This window comes from Clostridium sp. AF37-5 (genome assembly GCF_003477605.1).
Lineage (GTDB): Bacteria > Bacillota > Clostridia > Lachnospirales > Lachnospiraceae > Eubacterium_F.
This window is the reverse complement of sequence record NZ_QUDR01000008.1, coordinates 53,740-68,369: the sequence shown is the minus strand read 5'-3', so window position 1 is coordinate 68,369 and position 14,630 is coordinate 53,740. Positions and strand designations below refer to the sequence as shown.

The window sequence follows — 14,630 nt, the reverse complement described above, 5'->3', positions numbered from 1 at the left end:
AATCAAGGATTTTCGGGGATTTGTAGGGAGTCAAAAATGCCCCTCGGGGGCTTCTCCTAAGCGGTAGGTCGGAGGTTCGAATCCTACTGGGAGTACTCGCGAAGTCAAAAAGCCATGCAGAGAAGAGAAGTTTAACACCATTCAAGCTTGCTTGAATTTGGTGTTATGACTTCTCTTCTCTATAGGGCGCATGCCCGTGGGTCAGGTGCGAGGAACGAGCACTTGAACTAGCATGGCTTTCTATTCAACATATTTTCTTTCTCCATTTGGATATTCTATATATGCTCTTTTTGTATCCATATCATAACGTGCAATTGGTTTCTTACAAACCTTTGCCCTATGAAGCGCGGCTTTTACTGCCTCCTCTGCTCGATAGTCCATTTCTGCATCCGATTCAGAAATAAAGTCGCGGTATTCTTCAGGCTGAACCACCTTAACTGTCATACCATTGGAAAGCGTAATTTTATACAATTGAGCGCACCCCTTTCCTTACATTACTTCTCTTTCCATTTTGCAAACACTTCTTCATGTGTATACCTTTCGGTTGTTTCTTCTGCCATTCTATCCGCAACATCCAACGCATCTTCTATTGATTCTGCAAAACAACCACTCGATTCTCCCCCTAAACATTCAACTGATTCATTCATAGAAGCACCTTCCTTCTATTTCTAGTACATCACATCACACTACAAAATGTCAAGTTTTTCATTATCATTTGAATAAAATTTTGCTAAAAAGGAGCGAAGAATTAAGTCTAAATCCGTTTTATAAGGATTTGTATGTGTTTGCGTCCCTAAATGATAGTTTTATTATACAAATCTCTCATTTATAAATAAATGGCAAAACGAGCGGATTAATCAGCTCTATTTTGCCATTTTTGCAAGATAAGCATAACAGTCAAAAAATATCCGCATGCTCAAAACACACATGGAATTTACTTTTATTTCCTAAACATATTCAAAGATACCTTGAATAGCATCCGATATATTAACCATCTCTGAAATTGGCAATCTGTCCACTTTTTTGTAACCGCGAAATGACATATCTAACAACGCCAGTTTTTCACACTGTATATAGCCTTCATTTTCTTCTGTAGACATCCATATATGAAGTGGACCCGCAGTCGAATTTTTAATAATCGGACATCCAATTATTTCACCGCTTGTATTAAAAAAATCTTTGCTAACCACCAATACAGGATGTTTTATTTTTTCAACCTTAAGAATATCTCCTTGGTGTAAAGACGCCATTACCACACCTCTCTTCCAACCGGTTCGCCCCAATCATATTCGCCGTCAAGCATTAACTTTCCATCGTATTCAGCAGCTCTGTCTTCCAACGTTTTATGCCGAAATTGTCTTGCCAAAGTAATCACCCCATCTGATACCTCAACATCCAAGAATTCATTTAATTTGATTCCCGCACTTTTCAACACTTCTTTGGATAAACGAATCCCTTGACTATTTCCCCATTCCTTCACTTGTGCCTGCATATAGATTCCTCCTTACATTTGGTATATACATAGTGTATACCAAACAACAAAAAATATCAATAAGTTTGTCGGTATACTCACACGTATATTCGCCTTGCTAATATATTGCTCCTTTGCTAATACAACTACCAAAAAACTCGTATCAAAGTTCTCCTAAGCGGTAGGTCGGAGGTTCGAAACCTCTTGGGAACGCTAAAAGCCGTTGGTTTGAAACTTTTTAAGTTCTGCACCAACGGTTTTCTTTTTACAAAGAGTCGAAAAAACACAGAAACTCGGAATGGATTTCTGTGCAATATATTTTCTAGGTTACTATGTTCCTTTGCGACAGGACGTTTGAAGAACGTCCTTCATAAGGCTGTGGCATGTTAAATCCTCTTTCTTAAATTCGCAAATACTTCTTTGGCAGGTTTTGATTCATTTGCTTTTGCCTGTAAAAGTCCTTTTTCCATCATTGAATTAAATTGAGCGTCTGATAATTCATCTCTTGTTTCAATTGTTTTAGGAAGATTTAAAGCAAAAGGAATTCCGTTATTTGCAATTACTTGTCTATAGGTCATGTCAATAAAGACAGAAACAGGTATGCCTAACTTTTCTAAAATGGCTTCTGCCGATTCTTTGATATCCGGTTGAATTCTTGCTGTTACATTTGCTGTTTTTGTTGCCATAATAAGCACCACCTTTCAATAACCTGCAAATAACAGATTAGCAGATAAATCTATCAACCCTTATTTATCATTTCCGCTATTTTTAAAGCAACATAAAATTTGTCAAGATTATGATTCGCATCATGTAATCCTTCAGAAGTATATTCCAACTGGTCAACAATATCACCTGTTACCAAAAAATCATAAAGTTCTATATTATAAAAATCACATACAGCCTGCATACCTGCAAGTTCCATTTCAACTGCAATACAGCCCTCCGATTTTCTTTTTTCAACAAGGTTACGGGTTTCTCTGTATATCGCATCTGTAGTCCATACTTTTCCCATTACATACGGCAGCTCTAATGCTTTAAAAATATTTTCCATAACCTCCGCATTTTTAATTTGTATATAATCTTTCGGAGATGCATAATGGTAAGACATTCCCTCATCTCGATATGCTTCGTATGGAATAACATATTTCCCCTTTGTTGTCTCTTTAGATTATTTACGTCCAATAGATAAACAGGCTTTATTCTATTAGCTGCTTTCATCTCACCAATCTTTTCATTTTCAAAAAGTTTCAAAACAGCTGGAAATATCTCTCTTGAAAATGTTGCTATTGCAATATCGCAGATTTTCCCCTTTTCTCCCAAAAAAGACGATGGTGTTATTATAGCTTCACTTTCCATATCAAATGAATCACTTATCATTTTTATACAACAACCCCCTCAATTTTGCAAACATTTCTCCCACTTATATATTTACATTTAATTCTTTCATTATCTCAATAACTTCAATTTCTCCATTAACAAGCACCTCAACAATAGGCATATTTCCATTTACCTTACTGCAAGTAAGATTTTTCTCTGCCCGCACATCTCCGCAAATTACACCATTCACTTTAGCATTTCCCCAAATTTCCACGTTCATTTGTGTATTATCGCACGATTATCGTCTGTCGGAATATAAAGCGAAATAACCGAATCTTCATTCTCATTCTCCTTTTGCAGCTTATTTTATTGATTCCATTATATCTGCTTTCGGCAATGTAAGCCACAACCTATCTGTTGAAAAATAGCAAGAAACGCTCTGTCACATATGCGACACGAATCGTGTCATCTTTCTATTACATTCTGATTAAAGTAATACAATTCAATCACTTTCATCATCTCCTCTCTCATCCATCCAGTAGTCATAAGCTTCCTCGTACCCATAATCATATGCCTCTTCACTTTCATCATCCCCAAATTCGTCATATGCAAATTCTTCTGCATAATCAGAAGCATAATCATCCGGATCATCGTAATCCTCAACACCATTTGTTATCTTTTGATTTACTTGCGGTTTTTGCGTTGGATAGTAGCTTGTACGGTCACTATCAGACGAACTGGTATCATCCGAATCGGCGTCGTCATGCTGATCCGATGAACTCGATGAACTACTCTTGCCTCTTGAACTGCCAAAAATTCTCGAATCATATGATGAATGAGAACCCGAATAATTATAATCATAAGATGAACCTTTTTTTCGGTTCGCCTTATAGCCCTCTTCCGATACAAACCAAGTTCCCGGAAGAAGACACACCGCTATAATTATCGCAGTAATTTTTTCAGCCTTCCGAATTTTTCTCATGCGTTCCTCATTACCTCCATTGGCTTTATGGAATGTAATTCGGTTTGTAATTATAAACACATCAATTACCGTACAAATAAGTGCCATAATTAAAATTGGAAGTGGTTGATGAACATCATTTACTACACTTAGAAATGCCACAATCGGCATTTCAATCAAAATAAAACCAAATATCAATAATAAAAATGTCATATGAAACTCTCCCTTCTCTTGTATGTTCTTAAGATTATCTCCTTACTGTCAACAAGATTATAGCGCCTCTCATTGTACTATATTCCGTACACCTATCCATACATAACCCCCCATTGACCTAACTCGCAAAAGCTTCTCTTGCGGTCAACCAAAATCCTGCCTTCCTTTGACCTATTTCCACTTTTTTTCTAATTAAGTCAACTTTTACAATATATTTGTTGACCTAAATTTGGATTATCTTAAATACAGTCATTCACCTTGGTCATTTTTGATGACCTATTTGATAAAAAGCGACCTTTAAGTCAACTTTTATCTATAAAACAGTTGACTTGATTTGCTATTTTTCAAAATCAGGTCAACTAATCATAAATATCGCCCACAAAAAAATTCTAATAACAGATTTTGCATTTCGTTCCACCTTGTTTCTTTGCTCTATTTAATCTCCTTTCCAATTCTACTCCTCCGCCCAGGCAAGCGCACAGCGTACGGCACGCTTCCACCCGGCTAATTTTTCATTTCGCAATTCTTCCGGCATATCTGCCACAAACGTTTTAGATAGTGCCCAGTTTTTACGGATATCGTCCACATCGTCCCAGTAACCTACGGCAAGTCCCGCCAGATAAGCAGCTCCCAGTGCGGTTGTCTCTACACACTCCGGTCGAAGCACATCAACACCTAGTACATCGGATTGGAACTGCATTAGAAAATTATTATTCGATGCCCCGCCATCGACTTTAAGACTGACAATATCAACACCGGATTCCTGCTCCATAATTTTCAAAATATCGTAAGTCTGATATGCCATCGCTTCTAGGATAGCACGCACAAAATGCTCCTTTTTACAGCCTCTTGTCAACCCTGCAACTGTTCCTCTTGTGTATGGATTCCAATACGGGGCACCCAATCCGGTAAACGCAGGAACCACATAGACACCATTCGTATCTTCCACCGCATTGGCAAATGCCTCTGTCTGAGCAGCATCTTTCACTAACTCCATCTCATCACGCAGCCACTGCACACCTGCGCCAGCCACAAAAATACTACCCTCCAGCGCATATTGAATCTTATTTTCAAAACTTGCTGCAATCGTAGTAAGCAAGCCATTTTTTGAATTTACTGCTTTTTCTCCCGTATTCATCAACAAAAAGCAGCCGGTTCCATAAGTATTTTTCACTTCCCCCGGCATAAAACAGCACTGTCCAAACAAAGCCGCCTGCTGGTCTCCTGCTGCCCCGGCAATCGGAATTTTCCCGCCGAGCAGACTCAAATCCGTGCATCCATAAACACAGCTGGATGGCCGAACCTCCGGAAGCATAGATTTTGGAATATGAAAATAATCTAAAATATTGTCATCCCAACGCAAATTATGAATATCAAACATCATCGTTCTGGACGCATTTGTGTAATCAGTTACATGAACAGCACCCTTCGTCAAATTCCAAATCAGCCAGGTATCCACCGTCCCAAAAAGCAAATCACCTGCTTCTGCCTTCTCCCTCGCTCCTGTAACATGATCCAATATCCACGCAATTTTCGATGCAGAAAAATAAGCATCCGGAATCAGTCCCGTCGTCTTTCGTACATAATCGGCCAGACCATCTTTCACCAGTTTTTCAATGTCATCTGCTGTTCTTCGGCACTGCCACACAATCGCATTGTAAATAGGCTGTCCTGTATGCCGGTCCCAGACAATCGTCGTTTCTCTTTGATTCGTGATACCAATCCCCGCTATATTTTCGCCGGTCACACCAATTTTACTCATCGCCTCTGTCGCAACAGATAACTGTGATGCCCAGATTTCCATAGGGTCATGCTCCACCCATCCCGCATAAGGATAAATCTGTTCAAACTCTTTCTGTGCCATGCTGCAGATATTTCCCTGCTTGTCAAACAAAATACAGCGTGAACTTGTCGTTCCCTGGTCCAGTGCTAACACATACTTTTTCATGTAAAACCTCCCCAATCTATATTATTTTTTAATTACATCTGCATACTCTGGATATTCTGCAAGAAATTTATCGATAATGGAACAATGGCTCCAAAAGTGCATTGGATACACCTGCTTTGCTTTTACCTTTTGAAGAAAATATAATATTCCATCTGCATAACGTCTTTCCTGCCTTGGATCCAGTGGAACAAAAGCAACATCCAGTGAAATATTTTTCATTTTATCAATCTCATGCCTGTACATCCCTGTCATTTGCCGGTTTTCCCTCTCCGATGCAGAATCAAACACCCAGTCATGAAGGTCTCCCGCATGATAAATCTTTCCTTCCCCGCAAGTAACGAGATACGCTACGCCGGCATCTGTTGAATGAAATGTATCCACCAAAAAATCTGCCTCAATTTCATAATGTGCATGAAATCCGGCTTTTAAAACAGGAATTACATCCGGATATTTTTTCTCCTTAATATCCTTTGCAAGAATCGCAAGTTTCGGTACAATCCCCTGTTGTTTCAAAAGTTCAAATACTTTTGGTTCATAATGATCCTGATGTCCATGGCTGGCGAACACATATACCGGTTTATCTGGATTTAACTTCGGCAATTCTCCTTTATAATAATCAAATATAAAATATCGTTTGGCTGTCTCGACTAAAAAACCACTATGAAAAATCCTTGTAATCTGCATGCACCTTTCTCCCTCGTTTCTTTGCAAATTATTATACCATTCCCCTTTTCTATGCGCAAATCTAAAGCAGAAAAAACTTCCATGGTTTACACATATTTTTAGTGTGTTATAATAAATTTACATCACAAAACCACATTGGAGGCCATCGTATGAAAGTTGTCGTTGCCATGGATTCTATGAAAGGCAGTTTAAGTTCTTTAGAGGCAGGAAATGCCGTATCGGAAGGAATACACCGCGTATTTCGCGATGCAGAGGTAACTGTCTGCCCTTTGGCAGATGGCGGAGAGGGAACCGTAGAAGCCCTTACCCTTGGAATGAACGGAACAATCGAAAAAGTCAATGTCACAGGACCGCTTGGCTCCATGATAGAGGCTTCTTATGGCAGAATTGCAGAAAGCAATACGGCAATTATTGAAATGTCCGCAGCCGCAGGAATCACGTTGGTAAACGAATCCGATAGAAATCCACTTCACACAACAACATATGGCGTTGGGGAGCTAATAAGAGATGCGATAAAAAAGGGATGCCGCAAATTTATTGTTGGTATCGGGGGAAGTGCGACCAACGACGGAGGAATCGGCATGCTCGAGGCTCTCGGCTACGGCTTTTTAGATGCCGATGGAAAACAAGTTCCATACGGAGCAAACGGACTAGCCTTAATAGAAACGATAACCGATGAGCATGTTATGCCAGAACTGAAAGAATGTAAATTTAGAATTGCATGCGATGTAACAAATCCGCTGTGTGGTGCTAATGGATGCAGCGCTGTTTTTGGTCCACAAAAGGGTGCAACACAAACGATGATTCCCAAAATGGATACATGGCTTATGAATTATGCAAAAAAGACAAAAGAAAAGTATTCCGGCGCCAATCCAAATCAAGCAGGTACCGGAGCAGCCGGAGGACTTGGATTTGCATTTTTATCTTATACAAATGCCGTTTTAGAATCCGGCGTTAAAATTATTCTTGAAGAAACCAAGTTAGAATCATTTATAAAAAATGCAGATTTTGTAATAACCGGTGAGGGACGATTAGATGGACAGACAGTAATGGGAAAGGCACCGATTGGCGTAGCAGAAATTGCAAAAAAACACAAGAAAAAAGTCCTTGCTTTTGGCGGATGTGTCGCAGAAGATGCCACATTGTGTAACCAACATGGCATCGACGCATTTTTCCCTATATTGCGCACGGTAACAACGCTGAAAGAAGCGATGGACTTTAACCATGCAAAAGAAAATTTAAGTGCTGCCGTTGAGCAGGTTTTTCGGTTGATTCAGAGTTTTAAGTAAACTTACGCCCCTCCTAATTCGCCCCTTCTTCCAATCCATCCTTAGGTAGTTTATGTAAAAACACAACAGCAATTGGCATTGATATGGCAGATGCCAGAATATCCGTAGCCGGCTGTGTCCACTGAATTCCCCGTAGTCCAAAAAGCGTACCAAGAATTAACAAAACCGGAATATAAATTGAACCGCTTCTAAATGTCGCTAAAATCGTTGCTCTCCCTGCTTTACCAATTGATTGAAACAACATATTGGCACAGACACTAAAAGGGACTGCCACCTGTGACGCACATTGAATCACAAGTGCATAATACGCAATATCATATGCATCCTGATTGGATAAAAACTGCATGATAATCTCGCTGCGAAAAACAAACACCACTCCTGTAAATACTACCATATTAGCCAGTCCAAAAAATAAGGTAAACCAAAACGCCTTGCGCAGCCTCGTATATTTTCTTGCTCCATAATTGAACGACGAAACCGGTTGAAATCCCTGACCAATTCCAAGTGCCACACTGAAAATAAACATAAAAATTCGCGATACAACACTCATCGCAGCAATTGCTGCATCCCCATAAATAGCAGCTTGCGCATTCAATACCATCGTAGAAATACTTGCAAGTCCCTGGCGCACCATACTTGGAAAACCGGACGCAAGAATACTTCCAAAGACACTTGCTTTCTTCGTAAAATACCGAATGGACAAACTGCTTTGTGTCTTACCGCACAACAAAAAATACAGTAAAATACCAAAAGATATATACTGTGAAATCATAGTCGATAAAGCAGCACCACGAACTCCCATGTGAAGCCCAAACATGAAAAATGCGTCCCCAGCCATATTCAACACACCACCGGATACCAGACCAACCATCGCAAGACTTGCATAACCCTCATAGCGCAAAATATTGTTCATTACACAGCCTGTCGCCATTGCCGGTGCAGAAAGCAAAACATAAAAAGCATATATTCTTGCATATGGTAAAATTGTCTCTGTACTTCCCAGTAACCGGCACAAACCATCTAAATTGAGAATACCAAACACACTAACGGCTGTCCCGGCAAACAGCGCCAAGTAAAATCCTGTTGCCGAAAATGCACGTGCCCGCTCCTTTTTATGTGCCCCCAAAGCCCTGCTGATATTTGTTCCTGCGCCCTGTCCAAACATAAAACCGAACGCCTGAATAATTGCCATTAGACCAAACACGATACCAACTGCTCCGGTCGCACTTGTTCCAAGCCGGCTGACAAACCAAGTATCTACCATATTGTAAACATTCGTAATCAGCATACTAATTGTCGTCGGAAGCCCCAGTTTCATAATTAACCGGCACACCGGTTCTTCCGTCATTTTTCGATATTGTTTTTCCTCACTCGAAAGCTGCTTCGTGTTCTCTTTCATCGCCGCATACGGCCTCCCCAAGTTGTAAAATAATTTGTTTTTATTTTATCACATTTTGTTTGCTTACTGCAATATTTAAACGGATAGCGTTCGTGGCAGGTGTTTCGGTTGATTCGAAGTATTAAGTAAAACGTAATTGCTTTCCATCTTTTATTATGAAGGCTTCGCCATATACACTTTCCTCGCCATCCACTGACACAAGAAAACTGCCATCATTTAAAGCAAGAAATTCTTTGCCCATACTATCCGGATAAGTAATATCTTCCATCACCCGGAGCCCATCCACAATGTCATTCTTTACATCTTGATAATGAGGTATTATCATTTTATTGGTAATTCCAAGCCCCTCCATAAATCTTTTATACTCTTTACTAACAGCCTCGCCCTCTAACTCAGGCTGTGCATAAACAACAGCCGCACAATTCATAGAGCCAGCACTCCATGCAATCAGCATTCCTTGAAAGTTTTCCAAGTTCTGTTTCAACCTAATTTTTTTAAAAAACTTATTCTGGGTGGGAACATGTCCACCTGCCAGTATTATCACATCATATTCACTTATATTTTGTGCCATCTCCTCATTACGTGCATCACATATATCAAAAAACTTCGCATCTAATCCACTCATTACGAAAGCTTCCCGTTGACAGAACAAAATATTATCATTTCGTATAAAATCATTGGGTCCGGCACTTATAATGAGAACTTTGGACATAGGCTTCCAATATTTTTTAATTTGGTCTAACAAACCATTTTCATTTTGCAAACAAGTCGGAATACGCTTGCCGTTTACTTTATAAGAGCCTCCCAAAGAACTTGTCAATATTGCTACCATATCTTTCCTCCTTTAAAACAAATTATATGTTCCCAATTTAATTACGCCCCTCTTTTTATCTTCTCCGAATATCCATAATATCCACGCCCGCTCTTTTGATATTCCTTCACATCAAATTTCTGTGCGGCATCCAAAATCTCTTTCATTTTTTCTTCCCGCTCTTTATCGGTCTTGCCGGGGATGAAAGAATCAAGCGAATAACTCATTTTTTTGTAATCAATATCCAAAACCTTTCCATGGAAAAGTTCCTTGTAAATACTCGCTCCGGAAATAAATCCATTTAAGTATGTTGGATGAACTTCATCCATTGACTGAATATCATAGTGCTTGAGTATCTTTCTCTGGACAAGATCATCACACAAATCACCACCCGGTGTAAACCCAGCAAGCGGTTTTGAAAAATCATTTTTAAATTTGCAGTAATTTCTATATCTCGTGTAAATGGTTCCAAGCGAATAAATTTTTGCATCTTTGCGGCATTTATCAGAAAAAGTGGAAACCATCATTGCCTCATAATCGTGAAGTGGCTGGATAAGAATTACATCTGCTGTCAGATATGCCGTTTCCGGCAAATCCTTTTGAAAATCATTCAAATGGTCCATTACCATGTAACCGCTTCCTGTATTTGTGTAATGAATCACCGGCTCTTTTTTCTGGTCACAGATATCCTGAAAATAGGTATCCAGATTTCCATCTTCAATCAAACTATTTCCAATAAACCAGACAATCGTTCCCTTTCCTTTCGTGTTGACCTCTTTTAATTTGGGGCATCTTTTGAAAATGTCATCGGATTTGAGAGCCATTTTATTTCCAATTGTAATCTCCTCGCAGTCCGGCAAGTTAAAAAATGCCATAGAGCCAATTGTTTCTACCGAGGCAGGAATCGTAATTTTTTTCACATTACAATTCTTAAATGCCCCTGTCCGAATTTCGTTGACTGTTTTTCCCTCTATCTTCTCTGGCACAGAAACTACATCTTCCTTGCCAATATAGGCTTTAATGCGAATCTTATTCTTAACAACATCATATTGAAAAGGGACGTTCGCTTCCGACCACGGCTTTACCTTCCACTGCCCTCTTTGCCCTAAGCAAATGGACTGTTTCCTTTTGCAGCCTTTTTTGTCTTCTGTCACAACCTGGTACAATACCTCTTCTGAATTCTCACTCGTTTTGTTAAGGGAAACAATTTTTCCGGTAACTTTAGGATGAAAAAAATAATCCATCTTTTCCGGTACACATATTTTTTTCAGACCCAAAAAGTATTCCTGGTTACAATAAAAAACGTACTGCCGAATTGTTTCTTCCTGATTCATATTATGTAAAAATGGAATTTCATAAAAACATGTTCCAGCGCAAAACAGCACAACCAGAATCCCCATCAGAATCTGTCCTTTTTTGTTTCTCTGCTTTGACAAAACATTTCTAATTCGAGCCTTTAACCCATAAGAGGAAGGTGAAATCATAACTGCATGGCAGAATAATACGTCTGTATTTAATCTTTCCACTGTCAAATCCAGCAAGATTTTTCCGTATTCTTCTTTTGCAATTCCCATGCGATTAATTGTCCGCTCGTCGCACGCCATCTCACAGTCCCTTTTTGATAATACGGCTGCCAGCCAGGCAATCGGACTAAAAAAGAAGACCGCTGTCAAAAGCATTCGAACTTTTCCAAAAAACAAATCCCCAGAATCCAAATGACTGGTTTCATGTTTGATAACCGTCTGAAAAACTTCCAAATCATTGGCTGCCTTCCGCCCTACATAAATCGCTTTTTCGCCATGTATTTTAAATGCACAGGACGATGCAATATCATTTACCAGATAGACCGGGTAAGCTGCCGTATCCTGCGGAAGTTTTTCTCTTTCTTCATATAATTTCTTTTCAAAGCGAAAATTTACGAACCACTGCCAAACAAGCACAAGTACACTTCCCACCGTCCACACAGTCATGAACCAGACCGGAATACGGATAGCGGAAGCGTCAAACCGGGCAAAGGAAACCTGCGGCAGCATAGCTAGTATTTTCCCAATCAGATTTACCAAAACAGTCTGCTTTCCTGCTTCAAATAACAACCCAAACGGCAAAAAACGAAGCGGGATAAATAACCACAAAGCGTAACGCATTTTTGCGGAAAGAAAGGAGCCAAACAAAGCCCGTAACAAAATCAGAAAAAGCATCAAAAGATGACATTCCAACATAAATTCAAACATTATTCTTTCCCCTCTCTTGCTTCATCTAACATACGATATAACTCATCCAAATCTTCTTTCTTAACCGCCTTGCTGCTAAGGAAAGAATTAACCATTAATCGTAAACTGCCCTGACAAACACGCTCAAAAAACTGCTCCGTCTCCTGCTTTACCGTTTCTTTTTGTGAAATTAACGAATAATACTCTTTGGCACGGCCATTTCTCTCAAATGACACTGCTCCCTTTTTCTCCATCCGGTTCAAAAGTGTTATCACCGTGTGTTTATCCCACGCCTTCTTTTCACTTAACGCAATAACAATTTCGCTGATTTTTTGATTCGGTTTGTTCCACAGACAATTCATAATCTCCCATTCTGCATCCGATAAATGAATTTCCCCCATAAGTAATCTCCTTTTCTTTTGGTAATCATTTGTATACCTTGTCTTTATAATACTTGATAGGTATACATTTGTCAACCAAGAATTAAATAATTTTAATCACTTTATTTTTTTCCGAAGTTAGCCGATACATAATTGGATTATTATAAAGAGGTATTACACTATGGAAATTTTTTATCAATATACAATTAGACAAATTAATTTTGAAACACTTGGCTTACTTTTCAGCCTGATGGGCGTTGTCGCCGGTATAACCAAGTTGGGTTATATTGACAATTTCACAACATTTTTCTTAAATAAAACAGGTAACACATCTAAACTTGCTCTCTTTCTTATTGGCGCATGTTTTTTTCTTAGTATGATTTTAACAAATGACGTTGCACTCATCGTGCTCGTTCCTTTTTCCATTAGCATTCTAAACCGATTAAACCGCAATGATTTGTTAATTAAACTTCTTGTGTTAGAAACAATTGCAGCCAATATGGGCAGTATGATGACGCCAATCGGCAACCCACAAAATGTTTATTTATTCCAAAATTACCAAATGACACTTGGCTCTTTTTACGCTGCCATACTTCCTTACGGAATCGTCGCCTTTCTTTTTTTACTGGCTCTCATTTTTTTTAATTTTAAAAAGAAAAAAATAGCAATAACAGTCGATGAAGAAAATAGCTTTTCAAAATCTCTTAAGTACAAAAGATTTTGGAGCCTTGTTTTTATTTTATTATTTATTTTGTGCCTTTTGAACATCCTTCGAATTGTTCCCCATTATGTGACCTTTATTCTAGTTCTTGCCAGCCTTTTTCTTTTCGACAAAAAAACATTTCGAACTATTAACTTTAACTTATTAATCAAATTTGTCTGCCTTTTTATCCTTGTTGGGGATATTGCACAGATTCCATGGATAAACAGTTTTTTATCCCACATTATTTCCGGAAGGGAAATTGGTGGCGGCATCCTCGTCAGCCAGATTGTAAGCAACGTCCCTGCCGCCATCTTGTTATCTAAATTTACCCAAAATAGTACCGCCCTTTTAATCGGAGTAAATATTGGCGGCTTAGGAACTTTAATTGCTTCTATGGCAAGTATGATTTCTCTTGAATACTACAAAAAAACCAGCGCTGCAAATTCAAAAAAATATATTGCATGTTTTACAAAATATAATTTGATTTTCCTTGTCCTTGAACTTGTCACCGCACAGTTGGCAGGCTGCTGAGATTATTCGTCTCCTTTCCATCCGGAAGTGCCTTTAAATACTCTGTATCCCCACGGTGCGCTACGCCCACGCCCTGAATATCGCCCGCTTTTGCCATAGCAACTCCTTCACTCTTACTTACCATTTGTCCATCCGAAAGCTTATAGCCAGTTACTTTGCCCTGCGCTTTCACAAGTCCAACAATTTCTTTTGCATTCTCTGACGGCTGTGGGATTTCATCCAGTGCAGCCATCGGAAGAGCGCTTTTGAAATTATCCTTTTGATTCATTTTTCTGTCCTCCGTTTTTATTTTTAGATTGCCCAGTTTTTTGTGTTCTTATAAATAAAACAGTTGTCATTATTTTACTTTTTATGTATAATGAAGTTATTATAAAAAAGGGGGGTATACAGTTATGACTAAAATTTATCTTGCAGAAAACTTTTTAGAAGCAGACCGGATTATTTCCGAACTCGAAGCCAATCACATTTTTGCTAAAAAACATGAAATCATCGAAACATCCATCACAGCCCGGATGGCAAAACCAGTATTTGAAATTTATGTCGATGATAAAAATGTGGAAAAAGCCGTTGAAATAATCAAACAAACGTCTCTTTCGGACAGCGACGTCAAAAGCCGCCGGATGGGACACCGCATAGCCGCACTTATCATGGTAGGTGTTATTGCAGTCGGCATTTGTTTATCTATTATTTTGTAAAATCAACCCCCGGATTCT

General features: G+C 39.0%; 19 protein-coding genes. 3 read left to right on the top strand and 16 right to left on the bottom strand.

What is annotated here, in order from left to right; translation table 11 throughout:
* Positions 1–240: 240 nt before the first annotated feature.
* The 11 genes from DW019_RS07065 to DW019_RS07030 form a co-directional block, all read right to left on the bottom strand.
* Positions 241–471 carry a hypothetical protein gene (locus tag DW019_RS07065; RefSeq protein ID WP_243024118.1) on the bottom strand — a complete coding sequence of 77 codons (231 nt, stop codon included), beginning with the start codon at positions 469–471 and terminating at the stop codon, positions 241–243.
* A 23-nt stretch (positions 472–494) separates the two neighbouring features.
* A complete protein-coding gene (locus DW019_RS15005; RefSeq protein ID WP_182431062.1) occupies positions 495–647 on the bottom strand; it encodes a hypothetical protein in 153 nt (50 codons plus the stop codon).
* Between the two features lie 300 nt (positions 648–947).
* Positions 948–1,250 (bottom strand): type II toxin-antitoxin system PemK/MazF family toxin, encoded by a 303-nt coding sequence (locus DW019_RS07060; RefSeq protein WP_118442955.1) that lies wholly within the window; start codon positions 1,248–1,250, stop codon positions 948–950.
* The gene (locus tag DW019_RS07055; protein WP_022375910.1) at positions 1,250–1,492 is read right to left on the bottom strand and encodes a growth regulator; all 243 of its coding nucleotides are present in this window, start codon (positions 1,490–1,492) and stop codon (positions 1,250–1,252) included. Before DW019_RS07055 ends, DW019_RS07060 begins: the two co-directional genes overlap by 1 nt.
* A 365-nt stretch (positions 1,493–1,857) precedes the next feature.
* Positions 1,858–2,157, bottom strand: a complete 300-nt coding sequence (locus tag DW019_RS07050) for a type II toxin-antitoxin system RelB/DinJ family antitoxin (RefSeq protein WP_243024117.1) — start codon at positions 2,155–2,157, stop codon at positions 1,858–1,860.
* 53 nt (positions 2,158–2,210) lie between these two features.
* Positions 2,211–2,579, bottom strand: a complete 369-nt coding sequence (locus tag DW019_RS15435; protein ID WP_118442954.1) for a hypothetical protein — start codon at positions 2,577–2,579, stop codon at positions 2,211–2,213.
* Positions 2,498–2,848 (bottom strand): nucleoside phosphorylase, encoded by a 351-nt coding sequence (locus DW019_RS15430; protein WP_147353013.1) that lies wholly within the window; start codon positions 2,846–2,848, stop codon positions 2,498–2,500. Before DW019_RS15430 ends, DW019_RS15435 begins: the two co-directional genes overlap by 82 nt.
* Positions 2,849–2,891: 43 nt before the next feature.
* Complete coding sequence (locus DW019_RS14995; protein WP_182431061.1) at positions 2,892–3,038, bottom strand: hypothetical protein; 147 nt, start codon at positions 3,036–3,038, stop codon at positions 2,892–2,894.
* Between the two features lie 252 nt (positions 3,039–3,290).
* The gene (locus DW019_RS07040) at positions 3,291–3,962 is read right to left on the bottom strand and encodes a hypothetical protein (protein ID WP_118442953.1); all 672 of its coding nucleotides are present in this window, start codon (positions 3,960–3,962) and stop codon (positions 3,291–3,293) included.
* A gap of 454 nt (positions 3,963–4,416) precedes the next feature.
* Positions 4,417–5,910, bottom strand: coding sequence for a glycerol kinase GlpK (gene glpK, locus DW019_RS07035; RefSeq protein WP_118442952.1), 1,494 nt, complete (start codon positions 5,908–5,910; stop codon positions 4,417–4,419).
* Positions 5,911–5,931: 21 nt separating this feature from the next.
* Positions 5,932–6,594, bottom strand: a complete 663-nt coding sequence (locus DW019_RS07030; RefSeq protein ID WP_118442951.1) for an MBL fold metallo-hydrolase — start codon at positions 6,592–6,594, stop codon at positions 5,932–5,934.
* A gap of 149 nt (positions 6,595–6,743) precedes the next feature.
* On the opposite strand from DW019_RS07030, the gene DW019_RS07025 reads away from it, so the two are divergent.
* Complete coding sequence (locus tag DW019_RS07025; protein ID WP_118442950.1) at positions 6,744–7,883, top strand: glycerate kinase; 1,140 nt, start codon at positions 6,744–6,746, stop codon at positions 7,881–7,883.
* Positions 7,884–7,896: 13 nt separating this feature from the next.
* Here the strand turns inward: DW019_RS07025 and DW019_RS07020 are convergent, their stop codons facing one another.
* From DW019_RS07020 to DW019_RS07005, 4 genes are all read right to left on the bottom strand, one after another.
* A complete protein-coding gene (locus tag DW019_RS07020) occupies positions 7,897–9,282 on the bottom strand; it encodes an MATE family efflux transporter (RefSeq protein WP_118442949.1) in 1,386 nt (461 codons plus the stop codon).
* A 121-nt stretch (positions 9,283–9,403) separates the two neighbouring features.
* Positions 9,404–10,114 carry a Type 1 glutamine amidotransferase-like domain-containing protein gene (locus DW019_RS07015; protein WP_207663924.1) on the bottom strand — a complete coding sequence of 237 codons (711 nt, stop codon included), beginning with the start codon at positions 10,112–10,114 and terminating at the stop codon, positions 9,404–9,406.
* 41 nt (positions 10,115–10,155) lie between these two features.
* Positions 10,156–12,324: a M56 family metallopeptidase gene (locus DW019_RS07010; RefSeq protein ID WP_118442948.1), complete on the bottom strand. Its 2,169-nt coding sequence runs from the start codon at positions 12,322–12,324 to the stop codon at positions 10,156–10,158.
* A complete protein-coding gene (locus DW019_RS07005; protein ID WP_118442947.1) occupies positions 12,324–12,704 on the bottom strand; it encodes a BlaI/MecI/CopY family transcriptional regulator in 381 nt (126 codons plus the stop codon). The genes DW019_RS07010 and DW019_RS07005 overlap by 1 nt, the downstream gene beginning before the upstream one ends.
* Positions 12,705–12,864: 160 nt before the next feature.
* Here DW019_RS07005 and DW019_RS07000 point away from each other — a divergent pair, with 160 nt between their 5' ends.
* On the top strand, positions 12,865–13,917 hold the full coding sequence (locus DW019_RS07000) for an SLC13 family permease (RefSeq protein WP_118442946.1): 1,053 nt from the start codon (positions 12,865–12,867) through the stop codon (positions 13,915–13,917).
* Here the strand turns inward: DW019_RS07000 and DW019_RS06995 are convergent.
* On the bottom strand, positions 13,892–14,185 hold the full coding sequence (locus DW019_RS06995; protein ID WP_117479747.1) for a DUF3892 domain-containing protein: 294 nt from the start codon (positions 14,183–14,185) through the stop codon (positions 13,892–13,894). The genes DW019_RS07000 and DW019_RS06995 overlap by 26 nt on opposite strands.
* A gap of 124 nt (positions 14,186–14,309) precedes the next feature.
* On the opposite strand from DW019_RS06995, the gene DW019_RS06990 reads away from it, so the two are divergent.
* Positions 14,310–14,612, top strand: a complete 303-nt coding sequence (locus DW019_RS06990; RefSeq protein ID WP_118442945.1) for a hypothetical protein — start codon at positions 14,310–14,312, stop codon at positions 14,610–14,612.
* The last annotated feature ends 18 nt before the right edge of the window (positions 14,613–14,630 follow it).

What these genes read in the sequence shown, in the direction of transcription:
- DW019_RS06995 (WP_117479747.1), bottom strand. Translation starts at nt 14,185, where the DNA reads ATGAATCAAAAGGATAATTTCAAAAGCGCTCTTCCGATGGCTGCACTG.
- DW019_RS15430 (WP_147353013.1), bottom strand. Translation starts at nt 2,848, where the DNA reads ATGATAAGTGATTCATTTGATATGGAAAGTGAAGCTATAATAACACCA.
- DW019_RS07015 (WP_207663924.1), bottom strand. Translation starts at nt 10,114, where the DNA reads ATGGTAGCAATATTGACAAGTTCTTTGGGAGGCTCTTATAAAGTAAAC.
- DW019_RS07060 (WP_118442955.1), bottom strand. Translation starts at nt 1,250, where the DNA reads ATGGCGTCTTTACACCAAGGAGATATTCTTAAGGTTGAAAAAATAAAA.
- DW019_RS15005 (WP_182431062.1), bottom strand. Translation starts at nt 647, where the DNA reads ATGAATGAATCAGTTGAATGTTTAGGGGGAGAATCGAGTGGTTGTTTT.
- glpK (WP_118442952.1), bottom strand. Translation starts at nt 5,910, where the DNA reads ATGAAAAAGTATGTGTTAGCACTGGACCAGGGAACGACAAGTTCACGC.
- DW019_RS07055 (WP_022375910.1), bottom strand. Translation starts at nt 1,492, where the DNA reads ATGCAGGCACAAGTGAAGGAATGGGGAAATAGTCAAGGGATTCGTTTA.
- DW019_RS07040 (WP_118442953.1), bottom strand. Translation starts at nt 3,962, where the DNA reads ATGACATTTTTATTATTGATATTTGGTTTTATTTTGATTGAAATGCCG.
- DW019_RS07010 (WP_118442948.1), bottom strand. Translation starts at nt 12,324, where the DNA reads ATGTTTGAATTTATGTTGGAATGTCATCTTTTGATGCTTTTTCTGATT.
- DW019_RS07000 (WP_118442946.1), top strand. Translation starts at nt 12,865, where the DNA reads ATGGAAATTTTTTATCAATATACAATTAGACAAATTAATTTTGAAACA.
- DW019_RS07020 (WP_118442949.1), bottom strand. Translation starts at nt 9,282, where the DNA reads ATGAAAGAGAACACGAAGCAGCTTTCGAGTGAGGAAAAACAATATCGA.
- DW019_RS07050 (WP_243024117.1), bottom strand. Translation starts at nt 2,157, where the DNA reads ATGGCAACAAAAACAGCAAATGTAACAGCAAGAATTCAACCGGATATC.
- DW019_RS07005 (WP_118442947.1), bottom strand. Translation starts at nt 12,704, where the DNA reads ATGGGGGAAATTCATTTATCGGATGCAGAATGGGAGATTATGAATTGT.
- DW019_RS15435 (WP_118442954.1), bottom strand. Translation starts at nt 2,579, where the DNA reads ATGTCTTACCATTATGCATCTCCGAAAGATTATATACAAATTAAAAAT.
- DW019_RS06990 (WP_118442945.1), top strand. Translation starts at nt 14,310, where the DNA reads ATGACTAAAATTTATCTTGCAGAAAACTTTTTAGAAGCAGACCGGATT.
- DW019_RS07030 (WP_118442951.1), bottom strand. Translation starts at nt 6,594, where the DNA reads ATGCAGATTACAAGGATTTTTCATAGTGGTTTTTTAGTCGAGACAGCC.
- DW019_RS07025 (WP_118442950.1), top strand. Translation starts at nt 6,744, where the DNA reads ATGAAAGTTGTCGTTGCCATGGATTCTATGAAAGGCAGTTTAAGTTCT.